General features: G+C 43.4%; 12 protein-coding genes. 2 read left to right on the top strand and 10 right to left on the bottom strand.

Annotated elements, in window-relative coordinates; all coding sequences use genetic code 11:
- Positions 1-52: 52 nt before the first annotated feature.
- Complete coding sequence (gene galA / locus DWX23_RS23225) at positions 53-2,887, top strand: beta-galactosidase GalA (RefSeq protein ID WP_122376250.1); 2,835 nt, start codon at positions 53-55, stop codon at positions 2,885-2,887.
- 138 nt (positions 2,888-3,025) lie between these two features.
- On the opposite strand, the gene DWX23_RS23220 is transcribed toward galA, so the two are convergent.
- The 8 genes from DWX23_RS23220 to DWX23_RS23185 form a co-directional block, all read right to left on the bottom strand.
- Entirely contained in the window at positions 3,026-3,712 is a 687-nt protein-coding gene (locus DWX23_RS23220) for a BACON domain-containing protein (protein ID WP_122376249.1), read from the bottom strand.
- Positions 3,713-3,837: 125 nt separating this feature from the next.
- Complete coding sequence (locus DWX23_RS23215; RefSeq protein WP_158583178.1) at positions 3,838-4,704, bottom strand: LytTR family DNA-binding domain-containing protein; 867 nt, start codon at positions 4,702-4,704, stop codon at positions 3,838-3,840.
- A gap of 111 nt (positions 4,705-4,815) precedes the next feature.
- Positions 4,816-6,390, bottom strand: coding sequence for a glycoside hydrolase family 5 protein (locus DWX23_RS23210; RefSeq protein WP_233587755.1), 1,575 nt, complete (start codon positions 6,388-6,390; stop codon positions 4,816-4,818).
- Positions 6,391-6,432: 42 nt separating this feature from the next.
- The gene (locus DWX23_RS23205; RefSeq protein ID WP_122376246.1) at positions 6,433-7,944 is read right to left on the bottom strand and encodes a SusD/RagB family nutrient-binding outer membrane lipoprotein; all 1,512 of its coding nucleotides are present in this window, start codon (positions 7,942-7,944) and stop codon (positions 6,433-6,435) included.
- Between the two features lie 15 nt (positions 7,945-7,959).
- Positions 7,960-11,058 (bottom strand): SusC/RagA family TonB-linked outer membrane protein, encoded by a 3,099-nt coding sequence (locus DWX23_RS23200; protein ID WP_229800941.1) that lies wholly within the window; start codon positions 11,056-11,058, stop codon positions 7,960-7,962.
- A gap of 135 nt (positions 11,059-11,193) precedes the next feature.
- Positions 11,194-12,378, bottom strand: a complete 1,185-nt coding sequence (locus tag DWX23_RS23195) for an acyltransferase (RefSeq protein ID WP_122376245.1) — start codon at positions 12,376-12,378, stop codon at positions 11,194-11,196.
- 161 nt (positions 12,379-12,539) lie between these two features.
- Positions 12,540-14,672: a S46 family peptidase gene (locus tag DWX23_RS23190; RefSeq protein ID WP_370450117.1), complete on the bottom strand. Its 2,133-nt coding sequence runs from the start codon at positions 14,670-14,672 to the stop codon at positions 12,540-12,542.
- A 17-nt stretch (positions 14,673-14,689) separates the two neighbouring features.
- Entirely contained in the window at positions 14,690-16,048 is a 1,359-nt protein-coding gene (locus DWX23_RS23185; protein ID WP_122376243.1) for a TIGR00341 family protein, read from the bottom strand.
- A 203-nt stretch (positions 16,049-16,251) separates the two neighbouring features.
- Here DWX23_RS23185 and DWX23_RS23180 point away from each other — a divergent pair, with 203 nt between their 5' ends.
- Positions 16,252-18,321, top strand: coding sequence for a sensor histidine kinase KdpD (locus DWX23_RS23180; protein WP_199673372.1), 2,070 nt, complete (start codon positions 16,252-16,254; stop codon positions 18,319-18,321).
- A 10-nt stretch (positions 18,322-18,331) separates the two neighbouring features.
- On the opposite strand, the gene DWX23_RS23175 is transcribed toward DWX23_RS23180, so the two are convergent.
- Positions 18,332-19,837 (bottom strand): lipopolysaccharide biosynthesis protein, encoded by a 1,506-nt coding sequence (locus DWX23_RS23175; RefSeq protein ID WP_122376242.1) that lies wholly within the window; start codon positions 19,835-19,837, stop codon positions 18,332-18,334.
- An 8-nt stretch (positions 19,838-19,845) separates the two neighbouring features.
- Positions 19,846-20,871, bottom strand: a complete 1,026-nt coding sequence (ruvB, locus tag DWX23_RS23170; RefSeq protein ID WP_122353595.1) for a Holliday junction branch migration DNA helicase RuvB — start codon at positions 20,869-20,871, stop codon at positions 19,846-19,848.
- Positions 20,872-21,170: the final 299 nt, after the last annotated feature.

The following is a 21,170-nucleotide window of genomic DNA, read 5'->3' as shown; positions in this document are numbered from 1 at the left end:
AGGATTTAAAGGTAATAGAATCGACATTCAAATAATTCTATAATAAAACACTATGACAACACTCAAAACTCTTTTGCTTCTCTTGTGCATAAGCTTTTCGCTACAGGCACATGCACAGGAAAAAGTAACTACCCGGGAAGTCCTGTCGCTCGATAAAGGATGGAGTTTCCACAAGGGGGACATCCCCTATCCGGTCATCAAAGGCCATAACGCAACTTACCGGAACGCCAAAGCCGGCTATGTGAGCGGAGCAGCATCTCCCAATTATGACGATTCTTCCTGGCGCGTACTCGATTTACCCCATGACTGGGCTATCGAAGGAACCGTAAATCCGGACGCCAACTTATCCCAGGGATACCGTGACCGTGGTTTTGGCTGGTATCGACGGAAATTCAAACTCGATCCCGAAGATAACGGGAAACATCTCGAAATACAGTTCGACGGTATTTCAACCCATGCTACGATCTGGGTAAACGGAACCGTTCTGCACCGGAACTGGTGCGGGTATACTTCCATGTATATCGATATAACTCCCTATGCTACTTACGGTGATAATATCAATACGATCGCCGTACGCGTGGATGCAGAAGCACAGGAAGGCTGGTGGTATGAAGGGGCAGGAATCTACCGTCATACCTGGCTGGTTAAACGTTCGCCGCTGCATATCATTACCGACGGTGTATTTGCTCATCCGGTAAAGAAGAACGACAACCAATGGGAAATACCCGTGGAAGTTTCTTTGTATAACTCGGGAAAGTTATCGGCTGACGGAGAAGTCGAAGTCACCCTGTTCGCTCCTGATGGCAAGCAAATAACAACACAGTCAAAAGCAGTCTCCGTCACAGCATTAAGAGAAGGCATTGCCAATCTTCCACTGACCGTGTCAGACCCACAACTTTGGTCGCCCGACAGTCCTGCCCTCTATAAGGTAAAGACTACGGTGAAACAAAACGGCACCGTAACCGACGAGGTCGAAACCAAATGTGGTTTCCGTACAATCCGTTTCGATAACAATACTGGTTTTTGGCTGAATGGAGAGAACATCAAGATAAAAGGTGTTTGTAACCACCAGGATCATGCCGGAGTCGGTGTTGCCGTTCCCGATGCGCTTTGGGAATTTCGCCTCCGCAAACTGAAAGAAATGGGAGTCAATGCCTATCGTGTAGCTCATAATCCGGTTGCCAAAGAGTTTATGGCTGCTTGCGATAGCATGGGTATCATGGTTTTAGATGAAAACAGATTGTTCAACACTTCACCCGAATATGTTCGTCAACTGGAGTGGCAAGTACGCCGCGACCGTAACTGTCCGAGCGTAATCCTTTGGTCTGTTTTCAACGAAGAACCGATGCAGGGTACGGAAAACGGGGTTGAAATGGTTCGTCGTATGTATGATGTCGTTAAAAAGATGGATCCGACGCGCCCCATAACAGCAGCTATGAACGGAGGATTCTTCTCTAAACACAACGTATCGCAAGCCGTGGATGTCGGCGGATTCAATTACCAGATCGAAAGTTACGACCGTTTCCATGAAGAAAATCCGGAACTGCCTTTAACCAGCTCGGAAGATGGCTCGGCATTTATGACAAGAGGTGAATACGTAACAGACCGGTCAAGGAACCTGATGGATTCATATGATACACAATGTGCCGACTGGGGTGCCACTCACCGCAGAGCGTGGAAAGCCGTGGCAGAACGCCCCTGGATGGCCGGTTGCTTCTACTGGACCGGATTCGATTATCATGGTGAACCGACTCCGCATCGCTGGCCTACAGTCAGTTCCTTCTTCGGTATCATGGACTTATGCGGCTTCCCCAAAATGGCTTATTACCTGCATCAGGCACAATGGGTAAAAGACAAACCGGTCCTGGAACTGGTACCGCATTGGAACTGGCCTGCCGATTCTATCGGGAAACCGATCAAAGTTATGGCTTTAAGCAATGCAGACAAAGTCAAACTGTTACTGAACGGCAAAGAAATATCCGAACAACAGGTAGACCCGTACGAAATGAATACCTGGTCCGTCCCTTATAAACCGGGCAAACTGGAAGCTATCGGTTATAAAAACGGAAAGATCGTTTCACGAACCAAGGTGGAGACAACCAAAGAACCTGTCCAGGTCCGCCTGATTCCGGACCGTAACAGTCTGGCCGGTGATGGAAGGGATGCTATGCCCGTAACCGTAGAAGTCGTCGATTCCAAAGGCCGTCATGTACCGACAGCCAATAATATGATCGAATTCACCGTAACAGGTCCTGCTGAAATCATCGGTGTAGGAAATGGTGATCCGAACTGTCACGAACCGGAGAAAGGAAATAAACGCAGCCTGTTCTATGGTCTTGCACAGGTGATCATCCAAAGCAAAGAAGGTGCAGGAACAATCACATTAACCGCTACCACTCCGGGATTAAAACCGGCAACGATCACAATCGATGCCAATCAGGTTGCTCCTGTCCCATTCATCGCTGCAGAATTTCCGCCGATGTTGCTGAATAAATGGGTAGCCTCTCCCCTTTCCAGCGACAAACCTGACGCAACCCACCAGATAGCTGATAACGATATGAATAGCTGGCAACCTGTATCAGACGGTGATCTGATCAAACTGGAGAATGCCAACTTCGTTATTTTACGTGCGACATTCAATCCTTTCCAGGCTCACCGGGAAGAAGGCGGAAGTATCCTCTTTAAACAATTGGCTGGAAAAGCTGAAATCTGGTTGAATGGACAACTGATAGGTTCCAAAACGACAGATAAGGAAGAAGATTTCACTGTTGAATTTCCTGCCGTAAAAGAAAGATGCGACCTGCGGGTACTGTTAAATGGTACGGCAGGAGAAGCTGTAGGTTTAAAAGGAAATGTAACAGTCCGTACTAAACGGGACATAAAATAAAATCACTGTTTAATAGTAAAAATAATGTTGCAAAAGTATTATCGTACACAGTCAAATAGAAAACATCCGTCATCTGTGTCCCATCTAATACTTTTGCAACATCTTATTTTTCATTCCATCAATAATATACAAATCTCTTTATTTCACCCTGTTAATAATAACCGGAAGACCATCGGCCGGTAACAACCCCGGTAAATTTATTTTCATGGCAGACTGGAATGAATCAGCAGTAACCTGTCCTATTTCAAAAGTAATATTTACCGGTAACTCCATTAAGGTAGAAGAAAGTGTCAGAGTTTGTCCAGAAACGCTCCATGTCCCTTCCAGTGTCTTGATTTCCAACTCGGGAGTAACATATTTGTTTATAACTGCAACTGCACTCTTATCGTCCTTCAATTCAAGCGTCAATCCTTCCATTACATCAAAAGCCGGTTCATTACTGGTCTGGTCGTCCAATATCCATTTACCTTTCAGTAGCGACTCAAGAGAAGCCGGATCCTGTTTAACCGTTATCACCTTTTCCAAGGTAGATGATTTAACCGTTACCGTGGTCGATCTTTCCTTCATATCAGGATTTGTTGTAGCCTTAATTGTCAACTTTCCGTCATTGGAGCCCGAAGCCGGACTTACCGTACACCAATCGGTAGCTGCCGAAACAGCACTCCATGCTACATTCGATTTTACATCGATGGTTGTCTCAGCGTTTTCCGCCTCTAATATAACCTCACCGGTCGAGACATTCAATGCTGGTGCCGGATCATCATCATCACTTCCACATGCGGTTAACAATGCCAGCAATACTCCTAAAAATAATACTTTTTTCATATACTTCTTAAATTTATAATGTGAAACATTCGATTAGTTAATCTGGGGTCGAAGATATGAAATAGAGAGATTCAGGGCTGGTTTCAGGGGTAGATACAACTATTCTGGTATAAACGGGCAATCGCTTATTTGCGGACAAGCAACTCTTTGACAGTTTCTACATAACCGCGTGAAATGGGGATAGGAACATTGTTACCTTCCATGTTAATTTCGTAGGACCGCCCGTTCTTTTTTATAGAAGAAACGTTCAACAAGTTTATTATATAGGAACGGTGACAACGGATGCAATTGTACTTTTGCATATCCTGTTCAATATTTTTCAACGAATTTCTTACCAGCTCTTTCTTTATCCGGTTATCCTTATGATAGTAAACAACAATATAATTATCGGACGATTCGAAATAGAGCAAATCTTTAGGTTTGATAGAAAGACGGAGCTGATCGTTTTCATCGCATATATTAATACATTCATATTGAATAACAGGCATGTTCTCCTGTATAACAGGAATCACATTCTTCTCTTTCGATACATTATACAGAGTCAATACGGTCAGACTGATAAGATACCACAAAGCGAGGGATAAGAATATGATCCGGAACGACTCTAAAAATTCCCCGATAAAGAAATCGGATGGAGTAGTATATAATGATCCCAGGATCAATGTGCCCAGCAAGACATCAAAGCCAAAACCAACCAAAAGATGGTAAACTTTCATTTCGCGGTTCTTGAAGTACCTGTATTGAAGATACTGCGAAACCCCGATCAAGATAGCACAGACCAATACGAAACCGATCAGCGACAATCTTTTTAACGGTGATAAGTTAATTAAATACCCCAGCCAATTGTAGATATTGAACGGATTAAAAAGGATAAGGAAAAGATTAAGATAAACGAACATCCCGACAGCGAAGAAAACTCTGTCTTTAAATGTCTTCAGATAAACAAAAGGAGTGGTGAGAGACTGTTTTATTTTTGTATATGCTTGCTCCATAAAAGAAATGCTGATCAAATGACAGGCAAATATACTAAAAATGACAGAAACAAAGACGATGGTGCCGCAATTGTTCTTAACGGACACGGGCGACACCATCGTTTTTTCAAATCATTCAGCAACCGGAAGAATTAATTGTCTTTCTCCTCCTGCCGGCTGTATTTCCATATATCCTGCGTTGGTCTTGCCTATCGGAATAATCGAATAAGACGACGAAGGGTTCAATACTATTTTTTTCGTATCCCCGAGTATCGATATATCAGGAATATAAATACGTGTAAGCGCCTTTTTATCCATCTCAACCCATTGATAAGTGAATCTGTTTTTCTGATAATCGTTATAATAACCTAATGACTTTCCATTGGTAACCATTGGATAATAACGACTTAAAGCATATTGAAAATAATCTTGCGTATCGATTCCTTCCCAAAATGCCCAGTAGGTTTGTCCGGCATCGTTTTTTTCGATCAGATTAATAATATGGGTGGCAGGTTCTTTATATTTTCCGCCCATATAAAAGGCCCCCCATTCGCCAACGAGTGTGGGGATGCCCAATTCGCGACCTCTTTCAAACATACTATGGAATAAGAAGTCCAGACGCCCGTACCCCTGTGACATAGAGGCCTTGGAGTCGGTCACTAGATCATACCCATGAGGAGCATAAGCACACAGCAAATCGTTGTGGCCGTCTTTATCCTTTGGAATGCTAAAACTACTGGAAACACCCATATTGCAAAAGAAATTATGTTCGAGGAAAAGAATGTGTTTTGTGTTCACCTCTCTGATCGCATCTCGTACCCTCTGATAAAAATCACTCAATGCTCCTTGCTCGAATTCATTAACAATAGGCGTAATCTTGCCAACCACGTATGAAAAAATTTTCCCATCATTCAGTAATCCATAGGCCTCCAAACGGGAATCTTCCGTATTCCACATTGACATAACAGCTTCTTCGGTCAATATTTCACCGGTTACCGAGGCATGGACTTCTGCAAATCCTTTCAGTAACTCCTGGAATATTACCAATCCGGAAGAACCCATAAACGGCTCATTCATGATGTCGAATCCGACAACCGAAGGTGCATTGGCATACCGTCCGGCAACAGTTTTCCAGGCATTGATATAATGGTCCTGTAGTCCTATACCGTCTTCTGCCGGCTTATTACTCCAGAAATTATCAAACGATCTCTGTACGGCCGGACTCATGATATAGGCATCACTCCAAACATCTCCTTTTACATGCGGAAGACCTTCGTCAAGTGTTGCCCAAAGCGGAGCACCATTCCCAAATTTTCTCCCATACAAATCCTGATGCATATCGAGTATCAACCAAAGATTATTTTCTTCCGCCCATTTCACACGCTTATCGATCTCTTTCAGATAAGCTTCATTAATTTTCCCCGGTTCCGGCTCCAGAACATCCCAATAAAGCCCATACCGTATACAATTAAATCCCCATTCTTTAAACTGGCGGAATAATTCTTTATCTCCGTCATACAGAAAATTATTTTCCGGAACTTTGGTCACATGGTTCAAACCATTTAAAACCACGGTTCTTCCCTGATTATCGATAAAGCTCGTACCATCGGTCGATAAAAAGCCGATCTTTTCCGGTTTATTTATCTGGCAACCTGTGATAAGCACAAGAATAACCAATAAGAAGATTTGCTTCTGTTTACTGTTCATATACATTTTTACTCTTTAAGTGATTAAAATAAGTTGCTGAAATTATTTATTCCACCAGACAGCCGTTGTCATTTTATCTTCTCCCTGGTTATTTACAGCTTCCGTCACGTTATCCAGATTTATACTATATTCTTCCGTCGGATACTTGAACCGGAGCGGTATTTTTCCCTTATTCGGACTGCTCTGGTAGTTTGTAGGCGTTAACCTGGGATAACCTGTACGTCTCCAGTTGGCATAACTTTCATAACCGTTCAGGAAAGTGGCAATCCAGAACTCGGTCCCGATCACATTCAGTTTATCACTGGCAGTGACTGCCTCGTCGAATAACCCTTGTGAAAGATAATCTTCCATCTGTTGCCCCGAAATGACCCCTGCATTACCATAAATAGCCTGTTGTTGCATGGACGAACGGACTGCATTTTCATAATGCGCTTTCGCATCGCCTGAAATATACCCTTTCACGATCGCTTCAGCCTGTAATAATTCAACCTCGGCATGTGTCATATAAATAGTAGGCGCATCCAGTAAAAGAAGCGTTGCCGGATTAAATGTGGAATAATTTGCCAAAGAGGTATAAGTCGGATCGCCCGTACGTATGGTAAGAGCATCATATCCGTTGGGTAACCCTTTTTGCATGTCCCGATCCGTATTGCCATCCGGCAGTGCACAATAGACCTGCATCCGGGGATCGTTGGTAGCCTTCAACCGGTCCATAAATGTCTTGCTTATTTTTATAGCTCCACTCACCAGTAGACTGTGACTCTTGAATACATAACCCAGTTGATTTTCTGTCGAGGCTTTACCTTCTACATGCTGAACCATACAGATATCATCCGCCGATTGCATCACTCCACCCTGAATCGCTTTTGCAATCAGCGCTCTGGCCTGAGCCGGGTCCGCTTTCTCCATACGCATACCCAGACGAAGCAACAGCGAATTGCCGAAACGTTTCCACTTATTTATGTCACCGCCATATAAAATATCACCCTCGATAGGCTCCTTTGTCTCATTAAGTAGAGAAAGGCCCTTTTCAATATCACTGACCATCCCTGCGTAAATATCGCTTTGCCTGTCATAACTCGGATAGAAGTTCTGTGTACGGTATCCATTACCCGCTTCCGAATAGGGAACATCACCATACAGATCGGTAATCCGGTGGAAAAGATAGGATTTCCATATCAGTGCAACAGCGTATGTATTCACATTCGTCCCGTCATCTTCGGTAAGATTGATGAGTTCCTCAATATTCTTAATTACTGTGGCATACATCGTGGTGAAGAAGATTCCCAATGTCTCTGTTTCCAGGTATTTGTCTCCCGCCATCTCATTGAGGTCGAGAGAAGCGGTCTGCTGTACCATCATCATGCAATAACCGACCTGCGTCCTTTTAGCGAGTCCTTCATTGCTTGTGTTCAACTGTGTATAAGTAAGTAATGGCCCCGGCTCGATCGTAGGGCTGTTATTGGGATCGATGTTCTTCTCTTCAAAATCACACGAAGTAATGAATGCCAACGCAGACAACAGTGCCGTTATTTTTAATATATATCGTCTCATAACCTTGATTCCTTTTTAAAATTGAATATTTACATTAAATCCCCAGCTACGGGTTGCCGGAAGTCCGAATTGTTCCAGGCCCTGCGCATTCCCGCTCGTATAACTCGATTCCGGGTCTACCAAAGGCACTTTACTATATAGTGTCCAGAGATTTCTTCCTACCAGCGAGATCATTACATTCGAGAAACCGGCATTTCTGATCAGTTTTTTAGGGAGTGAATATCCAACGGATATTTCGCGCAGCTTTACAAACGAAGCATCGTATACAAACTCCTCCGTAATGTTATTTGCCAGATGCATATAATAATCCATCGCCGGTACTGCTTTGTCGTTGACAGAACCGTCCCTTTTTACTCCTTTTCCGACAACTCCGCCTTCGCGTCCATCCAAAGTCATTTTACTTGTTCCCAGATAACAGGTCATATTGTTTGTCCCGGAGAAAACACTTCCACCGAATTTACCATCGATCAAAACGTTCAGATTGAAATCACGATAGTTGAACCGGTTGCTGAATCCCAACGTATACGGATGAATACTTTCGCCCAGTTTCTTTATCTCTCCCCGCTGTGGAAGACCTGCCGAATCATAAATGATATTGTTGTTCTCGTCTCTCTGATACGAGTATCCTTTTATTATACCGTAAGGTTCACCGACCTCCTGATAGATGAATGCCGGACTTCCCTGGTCTCCGGCAGCACCTGCCCGGGCAGTGGCCATGATGAAGCTGTTCACATTATCCGTAATCTTCTTTATTTCACTCTTATTGTATGAGAAATTGAAAGAACTGTTCCACTCGAAATTTTTGGTTCTGACGGGTGTTCCTGTAAGCAACAGTTCGATACCCTGATTATTGATCTTTCCGGCATTGATCAATACATTATTATATCCGGAACCGGAAGATATTTGCGCCGTGACAATATCGTCACTGGTGTTTCGTATATAATAAGTCAGATCGAGTCCCAGACGATTTTCAAAGAAACGAACATCGACTCCTGCCTCATAAGCCGTAGATGTCAGTGGTTTCAGATCCAGATTCGGAATGGTAGATGTATTGATCGAACCTGTTGGATAACCATTAATCGCTTCGCCATAACTATAAGTTAAAGCCAGATTATAGGGCGAAACCGCCCCACCCGACTGCGCCCACGATCCTCTCGCTTTCAGAAACGAAAACCAGGATGGAAGAGTTACCATTTCGCTTACAATAAGTCCTGCTCCTACGGATGGATAAAAAATATTATTCGGTGTCGATTTATCCCGTAACGATAAAGCAGAAAACCAGTCGTTCCTTCCCGACAAAGTAAGAAAAAGCAAGTTTTTATAAGAAACCTCTGCCTGCCCCATAATTGAATTGATATAGTTTTCCCACCTGTTTTTCCCTCCGCTCGTGACTTCGGTATTGCCGATTACATTAAAATTGGGTTGGATAAAGCGTGAGCCGTAAGCACTGACTGTTTCGCTCCAGGCAATCATACTGTTCCATCCGGCAAAAGCACTTACTGTCCATATATCAGAAAAACGATTGGTATATCCAAGGATAGCTTCCGCATTAAATTCTCCGTTATAAGTGGAACTGGCACTGATATTTCCCTCTTTCAGGTAGCCTGTCCCCATTGGAGTAGTGCTCTCCGCACGGCGATAGATCATATCTCCCCCTGCTTTTCCTCGTATATACCAGTTGTCGGTGATATTATACTGAAGCTGCAAAGAACCGAGCATTCTGTCTTTAGCATCCTGTTGGGCTCTCTTATTGGCAATAAAATAAGGATTTGCGAAATATACATACATATCGGATAGTAGCAGTTCATCTCCGTTCTCTTTTACGGCCGGTGATAAACTACGAATATCTATATTGGGAGGTAATGTCCAGAGCAATACATTTCCGTTACTGGAATAATCATTTACATTTTGTCTGTTCTTTACCCGTTCGCGCATATACATCACGCTAGCTTGAAGGGTAATACGTTTAGTTATATCCGTTGTAAGATTTAAAGAGACGTTATTGCGGTTCAGTTTGGAATTCGGGAAAAGATCATGATAACGCTGGTCACCCACAGAAAGACGATATTGTGTAGATTCCGAACCGCCGGAAAGCGACAGATTGTTATTCAACGACCAGGCATTGTCGTAAAAGTTAGAGAAATTCTTTTTGCTGACAGCCGAATAAGGGCGTGCCACACCATCAAACTGAAGGACATCCGAACCGTCGAGCTTGGCTCCCCAACTCGCCGGACCGCTCAGCAATGCCATTTCCTGGCTGTTGGGAGCTACTCCTGAAATTCCTTGCCCGTATTCATACTGAAAATCACTGGTATTTACGATCGGCTTGTCCAGAGTGAACGAACTGTTCAACTCTACTTTCACTTTGCCCTTCTGCCCTTTTTTCGTAGTAATGACAATAGCCCCGTTTGCCGCTCTCGAACCGTATAAAGCGGCTGCAGTTCCACCTTTCAGCACGGTCATGCTCTCGATATCATCACTACTGATAGAAGAGATACCGTCGCCGTTATCTGTTCCGCCCCACAAGCCGGGTTGTCCATAGTCACTGTTGTCGAGCGGTATGCCATCGACAACATAAAGCGGTTGGTTCGATCCGAAAGATCCGTTTCCACGTATAGTGATCCTGCTCGACCCCATAGCACCTGTTGCAGGCTTTACAACATTGACTCCGGCTACTTTTCCGGCAAGTCCGGCAGCCAGATTCGAATCCTTCACCCGGAAAGCATCATCTTTCAGCTCGGTGACCGAATAGGCCAATGCCTTCTTTTCCCTCTTAATACCTAAAGCCGTAACCACGACTTCATCGACCATCTGCGTATTTTCTTTCAATACAATACGCATCGGTTCGGCGGTCGCTTTAACCTCGACGGTTTCATATCCGATAAAAGAGAACTGGATAACGGCATCTATGGGTGTCTGGAGAGTAAATCCGCCATCCATATCCGTAATAGTTCCGGTTGAACTGTTCCTGATACTGACACTGGCTCCGATAACAGGTTCTTGTTGTTCATCAACTACCTGCCCCGAAATAGTGAGGTGTTGTGCCTTTGCATATAAAGAAAACAACAGCAATAAAAATATCATGTATACATGATTCCAATAATGCCTCTTCATAATTTATTGTTTAAGATTTGAGGCAAATATATGGCAAAATGTATACTGCGATATTTTAAAACCGGCGAAAGGGGTAAATGCAACTTATTTGGTATGAATGGTCAAAAAAACCGGGCAGGCACCATTCTACCCCGTTTATCCCATAAACCATTTAGCCTTCTGACCGAACAACCGGTACATTAACCAGGTAAATCCCCAGGAGACTAAAAATATCAATATCGCCATAATAGGCACCTGTAAAGGAATGGGCAGATCAAACAGCCCGATCAGCAAAAAGGCTGGTCCGACCCAGAAATAGTGTACAATATAAATACCGAAGCCATATTTGGTCACATTTGCCAGCAACCGGATCACAGCCGGATGATGAACACGGACTTTTTGTAACAGGAGGAATACAGCAATCGTCATTATGGCGACATTCGGGCTACAAAAAGTAAAAAACAACTCCATATCCGTTTCCGTCACCGTCGGATTCGCCGCAGCGGCACTGAAGCCACTATAAGTAATGGCATAACCTACAGCAAACAGCGTCATACAAATTACCAACGTTTTTCCTATACTCCAGTCATTTCCCTGCTTCAAATAATGTCCCAACAACAGATAACCGTTAAATCCGGCGAAATAATAAAATAATCCGAATTGATTCCATGTCGCTTCACCATACAAATAATGGCTTATGTAAGCAGACATATAAGGCAGGAAGAGAGAAATGAACCATATTCCCAGAAAAACCTGCTCGGTAGAACGTTTAGCCTTCTCTACCCAGGCGGAGAAGAAAGGCATATACAGGTACAGGCCTATTAACAGATAAATATACCACATGTGGTTTTCCTTGAAACTGAAATTAAAAGGGATCATCGCCACATCTTTCAAGGCATCCGACAAGGCTTGCGACTCATTCCCCTGTACATAACAGAAGAAATCGCCGATGATCTCCTTAGGCAAACCCAATACTCCGGTAAACCACGGGAACATATTATACAATACAGACCATATCAGGAAAGGGAAAAGAACCCGGAATATCCTCTTCTTATAAAATACTCCCAAAGACTGTTCACGGACAGGCAGCAATAAAAGTCCCGTCATCATGACAAAGATAGGGACGGACGGGCGGAACAAAGAACCATACACAGATGCCCAGAATTTATATTCCGGAATAGCACCGAGAGTCGGTGATATATAAAACGGATCGATACAATGTACTCCGATAACCATCAACATGGCTACCGTACGAACAACATCAAGCCATACGATATGGGTCTGTTTGCCGATCGGATTACTCACAGGAAATGTCGCAGATGAAATTTTTGTTTTACACATGATCTAATAGAACGAAATAATAATTTAAAATCAGGAAGGCAAAAGTATGCAATTCGATAGAACTAAAATTTGCTTTATAGCAAAATGGCGCAAATCACTCGATGATGATTTGCGCCATTTTGCTGTTTTTCCGCTTTTTTATCAGCAGACCTTAAATAATGTTATCTAACCAACTGCAATTCCTTGATCAGACGCGGGCATTTACCCCATTTGTCGATCATATACAGGACATAGCGGATATCCACTGCGATACAACGTTGCAGATCCGGTTCGAAGGCGATATCGCCACTCATAGCCTCCCAGTTACCGTCGAAAGCAAGACCGATCAGACGGGCATTCTTATCGAATACAGGGCTCCCCGAGTTTCCGCCGGTAATATCGTTGTTCGTTAAGAAACAAAGCTGTAGCTGTCCGTTCTCATTGGCATACTGGCCAAAGTCTTTACTGCGGATCAGATCCAGGATTTCCGGTTGAACCCAGAACTCGTCATCTTCCGGATTTTCTTTTTCAAGAATACCTTTTTCAGTTGAATAATAATCATACCAGGCAGCATCATACGGACGGTAACCGCCGATAGAACCGTAGCTCAAACGCATGGTAAAGTTGGCATCCGAAGAAAGAGGCTTTTCCGGATACATCTCTTTCAGACCGGCAAAATACAAACGTTCGCCTTTAGCTATTTCGAAATGAGCATCACCCATAAACTGCTGTAATTCAAACAACGAGATCAAAGTAGACAAGCTCAGTTCAGCTGCCGGATCTTTTTTCAGTTTCGCATACAATTTAGGATCCTTCAGCATCTTTTCGATCTTGTCGTATGACAATAAAGAAGTCTTTTTAAAGACATCTGCCGCATATTTGGTATAATCGCCTTTATACTTTTTATCTACCTTCTGATAGATATCCGGCAGATACTGGGCGGGAACACGTTCTTTCACCACCTTCATCATAGCAGCCAGCACTTTCTGGTCGAGTGTCGCATCGTAATCCTTAAAGAACGGCTGTATCTTATCCTGCAGGATGGTGTCTATCTCTTCCGGAGTAGAACCGTTTATATCCACACCCTGAACCATACGCGCCAGACGAACTATTTCAGTACCGCTCACGAATGCTTCGGACAGGTAAGTAGAAACTTTTCTATACTCATCTGTGGATGTATAGCCTTTTTCCAGTAATTGCAACACTTCACCGTATTTGGCTTTGCGTTCCGGTGTCTGATCGACCCAGGCTGCAAAAGCGGCTTCTTCTTCCTTTTTACGTTCTATCACGTTCAGGTTAGCCAGACCACGGTTCATACCGATGGAATTTTTCCAGTAGTTGGAGCTGCCTGCATATTTGGAAGCATATTTAATACGGACTTCATCGCTTGCCTGCATCGCCTCTTTCCAGATAGCCTGTTTAACGCCACGTACTTCGATACGGGGTTTATTGCTGTCTTCAATACGCTGTTTCACGCCCCATGAACACAAATAACGGTCTGTGCTACCCGGGAAACCGATCGTCATCGCATAGTCTTTATCCTGATAGCCCTGCAGGGATACTTCTGCTACATATTTAGGGCTGTAAGGCTTGTTGTCTTTGCTGTATTCCGCCGGTTTGTTATCGGCACCGGCATATACGCGGAATACGGAAAAGTCACCCGTATGACGCGGCCACATCCAGTTGTCCGTGTCGCCACCGAACTTTCCGACAGAACTGGGCGGAGCAAATACCATACGAACATCGTTGAATACATCGTAAACAACCAGGAAATACTTGTTATTATTATAGAAAGGGACCACATCTGCTGCCTGGAATTCCGTATTACCGATGGAATCGCAGATAACCTGTCCGATAGAATCGGCAGCGGCCAAACGCAGGTATTCTTCCCCGATATTGGCGATTTCACCGTTGATACGATCACTTACGTCGACTGTCTCACGCAGGTAACGTACACTCAAACCCGGAACAGGTAACTCTTCTTCCTTACTCTGGGATACAAAACCATCCTTCAGATAATCATGTTCAACGCTACTCAACTGCTGGATCGAACCGAAACCGCAATGGTGATTGGTAAAGACCAATCCTTCTTCCGATACGGTAATACCGGTACATCCGCCACCAAAAATCACAACAGCATTGGCCACACACGGGTCAGTTTCACTGTAGAGCTGCTTGTAGGACGGAACAAATCCGAGTTCCTTGATCCTCGCCAGATTCTGTTTGTTTAATTCCTTCAGAACCCACATACCTTCATCGGCATATACCTGGCCTGCAGCAATCAGAAGCAGTAAAACTGCCCACACCTTCTTCATAAAATTCATTCTCTTATTTATTCAATTAGTAATTTGATATTCTTTTCGTTTACGCGAGCCTCCAACCATTCACGGATCTTTTGTTGCTCTTTTTCATTGATACGCTCTTTACTTTTCAGGTAAACCAACATGACGGTATCCTGTTTCATACTGTCGGTAGTCATAATATAGGTATTTGAACAGGATGCCTCGAGAACTGCCGGGAACAATACTTTCATTTCCGGAATCAATTCGGATGTAATACGTGAAGCACTTTTATAACGATCGACCGTCCGTTTCAACGAATCGATCTGTATGGATTGCACACGGAGAACCTCTTCGCTATTCTTATACAGATCCTGCATCAGCATGCTCTTCAGCTGATTAATATCTGTAGCCTCCTGACCAAAACCTTGCTGGACAACCAGCGAAACGTCTTTCAATCCATATTTACGGAGTCTGCTCCGTGCTATTTCAATCATCGGATCCGGTATATTCTCTCCGATCAATACGACCTTCACCTCTTGCTTTTCACTGGTATTCGTTACCGTCTTGCTCAATATCTGCGTATTCGGAAACGTCAGTTCTTCCGACACAAAATTGGCAACCCGGTCATTGAAGTAACTGGAACGAATCAGGTTATAACTCAGGAAAAGGCTGGGAACGATCGTGAAAAATACGATCACACCGACATAGCGCGTCACCACTTTCTCACGTTGCTTATCCAGAAAGACCTTTTTAGGATATTTCAAAACCCGGACAACCATGAAAGTAGCCAGACTGATAAATACCGTATTGATGAAATAAAGATAAAAAGCACCGAAGAAATAATACAGATTGCCACTCGCCAACCCGAAACCAGCCGTACAAAGCGGAGGCATCAAAGCCGTTGCAATAGCCACACCCGGAATTACATTTCCTTTACTTTTCGTAGAACTGGCAACGATTCCGGCCAATCCACCGAAGAATGCGATCAGAACATCATAGACGGTCGGTTGCGTACGCGCTAACAATTCACTCTGCGCTTCACTGATAGGCGAGATGAGAAAGAACAAGGTCGAAGTGATCACACTGAAGATAGTAGCCGTCAAAAAATTACGGAAAGAACGTTTGATCAGATCAAAATCATAGATCCCCAATCCGAGACCGAACCCCATAATAGGCCCCATCAGCGGAGAGATTAACATCGCACCGATAATCACCGCTGTAGAGTTTGTATTCAAACCCAATGAAGCGACAAATGTTGCAAAGATCAAAACCCAAAGATTAGTACCTTTAAATTCAATACCTTTCTTTATAGACTCAACCGTTTCAAGTTCATCTTCCTTCTCTTGGCGGACGTCAAAATTACGAACAAAGAAGTCTCGTATTTGCTTGTGTAACACTCCTTTTTCCATCCCACTAACTTGTATTGATAAATACTCCGACTAATAGCCTCACCTTAATCGTGCAAAGATAGAAATTGTATATCGAAATAAAAAATAAGAAGTGTGAACAAGAATAAGTTGTTTAAAATTAAAAGAATTCTTGATTTTCAATTAACTTTGCGAGAAAACAATAGAATCCGCAACAGGAATCCACCTAAATATTCAAATAAATAATGAAACGCTGTTTAATTCTTATATATCTGTTCGGTTATGTTTTGTTTGCAGTAGCCAATAATCCCGCTACCAAAGAAGTCTTAAGTGCTGGCTTAAAATCAGCGACTTCCGGCAGGGAAAAGTTGGAGATACTGACAAACCTCATGGATATTTCCCGCCAGCAGGAGCAGGTCGATTATGCAAAAGAACTTTATAAAGAAGCCATTGCCGAGAATAACGATTATTATAAGGAAGCAGCCCTCACCGAAATCCTCCGTTTCTATGTCAACAACGATATCAAAGACAGTACCGATGTCTACATGGGCGAGGCGAAACGTGAACTGACAGGAAAAGCCCGCGATTTTCTGATCACTTATATGCAAACGATCATCGATGTACGGGTGGTATTTTATACGGAAGGAGAAGACAGGAAGAAACTGATAGAACAGTATCAGCTTAAACTGGAAACCGATAAAGACCTGTCGCCCCTGGAGAAAATGTCCATCAATTACCTGTTAGGTATGGCTTACAGCAACCGTGTCGAACCGGGAAACGAAGAAAATCAGCATAACGATATCTGTGCACGCTTTAAAGAAGTAATCAGCCTGTCTGAAAATATACCGCTGCAATACTCGTATCTGTTCCGCCTGAATTCGTTCAATATCCTGACACTCTATTCGCTCGATCAGGCAGACCAGGCCCAATATGCTCTCCGCTATCTGAATATGCAAAAGGAATATGCAGAGACAAAAGAGATGAAGAAACGTCCTTATGTAACCAAACGGCATCTGCTCAACGCCTATTCCAGCCTGGCTTGCTCCGCCAGAACATTCGGAAGAGATATGGCGACATCCTATTACCAGCATTTTACGGAATTGAATATGAAGTATCCCGAAGATGCCGCTTTTTCTGCTGAATACGACCGTCTCTTCACTTCGCTCAACTATTACCGTACAACAGACAGGCTCCTGAAAGCCACGGAGTATTGCGATTCCGTCATGCATTATTTCCGCACGGCCGACTTTAAAATCGATTTATCCGATCACATCATATCGACACTGAAAGATAAAATAGATATGCTCGATAGCCTCCATCTTTATAAAGATGCTTACGAGGCTCAAAAGGAGTATACCGTATTGCTGGATTCCACGCGGCTCAAGAATATGAACGAAAAGCTGGAAGATCTGGAAATCAAAAAACGGGTAGATGAATTAGTCATCGAAAAGAAAGCATTGGAGGTCGATTTGCAAAAGAGTCGGAATCAGTTGTATATGTTCCTGTCTTTATTCATTCTGGCAGTCAGTTCAGCTATTTTTGTCGCTTTCCGTTTATGGAAGATCAACGCTTTATATATAAAACTACAGGAATCTAACCACCAGGTGATCCTTGCCAGTGAAAAAGCACAGGAAAGCGAACGTATGAAAAATGCCTTCATTAAAAACATGTGCCATGAAGTCCGTACACCTTTGAATGCGATCAACGGATTTGCCGACCTGATCACGGAAGAAGATATTACAGCCGAAGAAAAACAGGAATTCAGCAAGATTATTTTCGAGAATTGCAATCACATCACTTCCATGATGAACAGCGTACTCGAAATCGCCCAGCTGGACAGCAACAAAGAAGAGCTATCATTATCGCCGGTCAATATCCACCTGCTGTGCTCCTGCGAAATGGAACAATTGAAAAGGCTCAACGGGAAAGCGGATATCGAATACCGGATCGAAGGCGACCGGGAAAAAGACATCGCCTACACGAATGCGAACCATTTCAGCCTCATCCTGTCCCATCTGTTGAATAATGCGAACAAATTCACTAAAAAGGGGAATATTATCCTCTCTTACAAAGCAGAAGAGGAACAAAACCAAATGGTTATCCATATCACAGACACCGGTTGCGGTATCTCTTCCGACAAGCGTGAATGGATATTCGAACGGTTCACCAAAGCAGACGATTTCGTTCCGGGTTCCGGATTGGGATTATACCTCTGCCGGCAGATAGCACACCGCATGAAAGGAAAGATTTACGTCGATCCGGATTATTCAGCCGGTTTACGCATTGTCCTGACACTTCCTCTCAAACCGGAATAAGCGACCGGGATTATTTCTTTTTAGCAAAATAACGCCCTACGTAAGGCAATTCCTGCAATGGTAAATCGCGTCTTATTACGATGCCGACAAACAGGCAAAGCAGCAAAGTACGGTATCCCAAACGCAAAAGTTCCGATTCGATCGTCGGCAACATGCCTGCCAGATAGAAAACGGCCGCTAAAACGGAGTAGATAACTGCAGATTTAAGATCGTATTGTATCGGGAATTTCTTCTGCCCGATAAAATATGAAAGAAGCATCATTATCAGATTGCTCGCAAAAGAAGCCCATGCACAAGCCATATATCCGTATACAGGAGCAAAGAATACAATGATCAGAATTGTAGCGGCACATCCGATCGTCGAGAAATAAGCTCCCCACCGTGTCTGATCGATCAATTTGTACCAGAATGAAAGATTAAAATAAATTCCGAAGAACAATTCACCCAACATAACGATAGGCACAACACGTAATCCGGGATAATAGGAAACAGGGACGATATGTTTAAATATATCGATATAAAACATCACAGCCAGAAAAATAAGCAGAGCGAATATAATAAAATACTTCATCGCCTCCGAATATGACTTTTTACTGTCATCATCCTTATTCTTTGCAAAAATAAATGGCTCGTAAGCATATCGAAACGCCTGTGTAAACATAACCAATACAACTGCTATTTTAAAACAGGCACCATATATTCCCAATTGGGTATTGGCCATCTCCTTATCTTCGAATAAGAAAGGAAATAATATTTTATCCGCTGTCTGATTAAAAATACCTGCAATTCCCAAAATCAGGATCGGAAAAGAATAAGCAAGCATCCGTTTGAGTAAAACGAAACTCGCTTTTTCCCGTAAACCCGGGATCATATCGGGAAACAACAGCACAAGTGTGACAAGAGACGTTATTACATTCGCAACAAAAATATATCCCACCTGATAATCCGGAATATAAAACCAATCAACCAATGCAGGGGCATGAGTATAAAGCCATGGACAAGCTATCAGGAAGAAAAGTACTAAAACAATATTCAGAAAAATATTAAACAATTTGATAGAAGCAAAGCGAACCGCTTTTCCCTGATACCGGAGAAAAGCAAACGGTATACAACAAAAAGCATCGACTGCCACAATCCCCGACATCATTCCGACAAATTCCGGATTCGCACCATACCCTAAAGAATTACTGATCGGAGTCAACGCGCTGAATATCAAAACAACAAACAGCACAGAAGTAAAAGCGATACTGAATAATGTAGTAGCGTAAACCCGCATTGGAAGTGTAATTTCTTTCTTATTCATAAAACGGAAAAATCCCGTTTCCATTCCATAAGTAAGAATAACCATCAGCAATGCTGTCCAAGCATACAAATTGGTTACGATTCCATAATCACTTTCCGTTGCCAGCACACGCGTATACATCGGCACCAGCATCCAGTTCAGGAATTTCCCTACAATACTACTAACACCATAAATCGCAGTCTCTCCTGCGAGCCGCTTCATTCCTCCAGCCATAACTTTTTTCAGTCAAATAAAAACCCTTGTTCTTCGCCCCTTTTACGTCCCAGGTGGGTATAAGCCAGTTCCGTTACTTCACGGCCCCGCGGTGTACGTTTGATAAATCCTTCTTTGATAAGGAAAGGTTCATATACTTCTTCCAGTGTTCCGGGATCTTCGCCTAAAGCCGTAGCGATAGTGGTCAGGCCGACCGGACCTCCGTTGAATTTATCTATAATTGTTGTCAGTAACTTATTATCGATCTGATCCAGGCCATAACGGTCGATATTTAATGCCTCCAACGCATAACAGGATATAGCCTTGTCTATTTCACCGGAACCTTTCACCTGTGCAAAGTCACGTACACGGCGTAACAACGCATTGGCAATACGGGGCGTACCACGACTGCGTGAGGCAATCTCACGCGCTGCGCTCAGTTCACATTTCACATTCAGGATATCTGCACTACGAAGTATGATCTTCGTCAATGTCTCCATCTCATAATATTCCAGGTGCATATTGATCCCGAAACGGGCACGCAACGGACTGGTCAGCAAACCGCTACGGGTGGTTGCACCGACCAGCGTAAAAGGAGCCAGGTCTATCTGGATGGAACGGGCGCTCGGCCCTTTATCGATCATAATATCGATCCGGTAATCCTCCATAGCCGAATACAGATATTCTTCCACGATCGGACTCAGACGGTGAATCTCATCTATAAAAAGGACATCATCCTTTTCCAGTGAGGTCAGCACACCTGCCAAATCGCCGGGTTTATCCAACACCGGACCGGAAGTCACTTTAAAACCGACTCCCAGTTCATTGGCTATAATATTCGATAACGTAGTTTTACCAAGTCCAGGAGGGCCATGCAGCAACACATGATCCAATGCTTCTTTGCGCATACGGGCCGCCATCACAAAAATCTTCAGGTTCTCGACCACCTTGGCCTGTCCGCTGAAATCGTGAAAAGAAAGTGGCCGGAGTGCATTTTCGTACTCCCGTTCACTTTCCGGCACACGTGTATCTCTTATATCAAAATCGTCTTCCATATCTTTGCTCATTGCCTTGCAAAGATAATAAATATATTTGCTTTACACTGTCCGGCTCCTGTTCATAAAGCACAGCAGTCTATCTTCCATTCCCATCTGAAACAGCAATCTGAAGCAATTTACAGATGGTTCATTCATTATTAATGCTGAAATATGTCTTGATGCATTCGCTTTCCCTGCCAATCATAATTTTCCACCTGATGCATTTGCCGTTACTACCCGTACTAATTCAAATTTCCCCGTGTCCTGTCCTGAAATAAGTTGACAGTCTTGAAAAAAAATAAGTTTCAAAAAGGACT

Origin of the sequence: Parabacteroides sp. AF18-52, assembly GCF_003479145.1 — a bacterium.
Lineage (GTDB): Bacteria > Bacteroidota > Bacteroidia > Bacteroidales > Tannerellaceae > Parabacteroides > Parabacteroides faecis.
This window is presented reverse-complemented; position numbering and strand designations above follow the sequence as displayed.

Excerpts from the sequence above, each read along its gene's own strand:
- DWX23_RS23200 (WP_229800941.1), bottom strand. The coding sequence starts at position 11,058 with ATGAAGAGGCATTATTGGAATCATGTATACATGATATTTTTATTGCTG.
- DWX23_RS23195 (WP_122376245.1), bottom strand. The coding sequence starts at position 12,378 with ATGTGTAAAACAAAAATTTCATCTGCGACATTTCCTGTGAGTAATCCG.
- DWX23_RS23175 (WP_122376242.1), bottom strand. The coding sequence starts at position 19,837 with ATGGCTGGAGGAATGAAGCGGCTCGCAGGAGAGACTGCGATTTATGGT.
- ruvB (WP_122353595.1), bottom strand. The coding sequence starts at position 20,871 with ATGGAAGACGATTTTGATATAAGAGATACACGTGTGCCGGAAAGTGAA.
- DWX23_RS23220 (WP_122376249.1), bottom strand. The coding sequence starts at position 3,712 with ATGAAAAAAGTATTATTTTTAGGAGTATTGCTGGCATTGTTAACCGCA.
- DWX23_RS23185 (WP_122376243.1), bottom strand. The coding sequence starts at position 16,048 with ATGGAAAAAGGAGTGTTACACAAGCAAATACGAGACTTCTTTGTTCGT.
- DWX23_RS23215 (WP_158583178.1), bottom strand. The coding sequence starts at position 4,704 with ATGGAGCAAGCATATACAAAAATAAAACAGTCTCTCACCACTCCTTTT.
- DWX23_RS23205 (WP_122376246.1), bottom strand. The coding sequence starts at position 7,944 with ATGAGACGATATATATTAAAAATAACGGCACTGTTGTCTGCGTTGGCA.
- galA (WP_122376250.1), top strand. The coding sequence starts at position 53 with ATGACAACACTCAAAACTCTTTTGCTTCTCTTGTGCATAAGCTTTTCG.
- DWX23_RS23180 (WP_199673372.1), top strand. The coding sequence starts at position 16,252 with ATGAAACGCTGTTTAATTCTTATATATCTGTTCGGTTATGTTTTGTTT.
- DWX23_RS23210 (WP_233587755.1), bottom strand. The coding sequence starts at position 6,390 with ATGAACAGTAAACAGAAGCAAATCTTCTTATTGGTTATTCTTGTGCTT.
- DWX23_RS23190 (WP_370450117.1), bottom strand. The coding sequence starts at position 14,672 with ATGAAGAAGGTGTGGGCAGTTTTACTGCTTCTGATTGCTGCAGGCCAG.